Source organism: Micromonospora sp. NPDC047620 (assembly GCF_043205005.1).
Taxonomy (GTDB): domain Bacteria; phylum Actinomycetota; class Actinomycetes; order Mycobacteriales; family Micromonosporaceae; genus Micromonospora.
In genome coordinates, this window is the sequence record NZ_JBIDDG010000156.1 from 1 (window position 1) to 1,175 (window position 1,175).

General features: G+C 72.1%; 1 protein-coding gene. It reads left to right on the top strand.

Going from position 1 to position 1,175, the window contains the following annotated elements:
* Nucleotides 1-60: 60 nt before the first annotated feature.
* On the top strand, nt 61-1,175 hold a 1,115-nt coding region (locus ACGF5C_RS34905; protein WP_393308711.1), incomplete at its 3' end, for a polyketide synthase dehydratase domain-containing protein.

Consider the following 1,175-nt stretch of genomic DNA (forward strand, 5'->3'; position numbering starts at 1 on the left):
GACACCGGCCAGCCCGGCCGGCCTCATCACGGGCCCTGGCCGCCCGAGGGTGCGGTGCCCGTGCCGGTCGATGACTTCTACCCCGCTGCCGCCGACGCCGGCTACGACTACGGACCCACCTTCCAGGGACTGCGCCAAGCCTGGCAGCACGACGGCACTCTCTACGCCGACATCACGATCAGCGACACCCACCACGACAACCCCGATGACGGTGGTCACGCCATCCACCCCGCCCTGCTCGACGCCGCCCTGCACCCCCTCCTGCTCGCCCACACCACCACCAGAGGTGGCACGCCACTCGTTCCGTTCACCTGGACCGGCGTCACCATCCACACCACCGGCGCCACCCACGCCCGAGCCATCCTCACCCAACCCACCCCCGACACCGCCACCATCACCCTGCACCACACCGACGGCACCCCCCTGGCCACCATCAACCACCTCCAACTCCGCCCCCTACCCACCACCACCAACACCACCCTCCTCAACCTCCACTGGCGACCAGCGACGGGCGGCGCGGGCGGCCTCACCGATCACGTCGTCGTCGGACCCGACCCGCACGGCGTGGGCGGACGGCGCGTCGCCGACCTCGCCGCGCTGCGCGAGGCCATCAACGCGGGCGTAGGCGTGCCGGCCGCCGTCGTCACCCCCGACCTCGCCGACGCGCACACGACAACCGTCGACGTCCTCGCCCTGGTCCAGGAGTTCCTTGCCGCGCCGGAGTTTCACCACACCCGGCTGGTCGTGCTGACCACCGGGGCCACCTCGGCCACGGCCCCGACCGGCGTCGACGCGACCCGCTCCGCCGCAGCGGGTGCCCTGTGGGGACTGCTCCGGGTGGTGCAGGCGGAACACCCCGGCCGGGTCGTCGTCGCCGACGTCGACGAACCTGCCGCACGTCACCTCTCCCTCGACGAGCCCCAACAGGCTGTCACCGCCGCCGGTCGCCTCGTCCCGCGCCTGGCCGCCCCTACCGGCGAGCCGATCCCCGTCTCAGGTGAGTGGCGGCTGACCGCCGACGGCAGTGGGTCGCTGGACGGCATTGTCGTCGAAACCGTGACCCCGGACGTCGTAGGTGCTGGCGAGGTGCGGGTCGCGATCCGTGCGGCGGGGGTGAATTTCCGGGATGTGTTGGTGGGTCTTGGGGTGTATCCGGGTGGTGGGTCGGTTGGTGT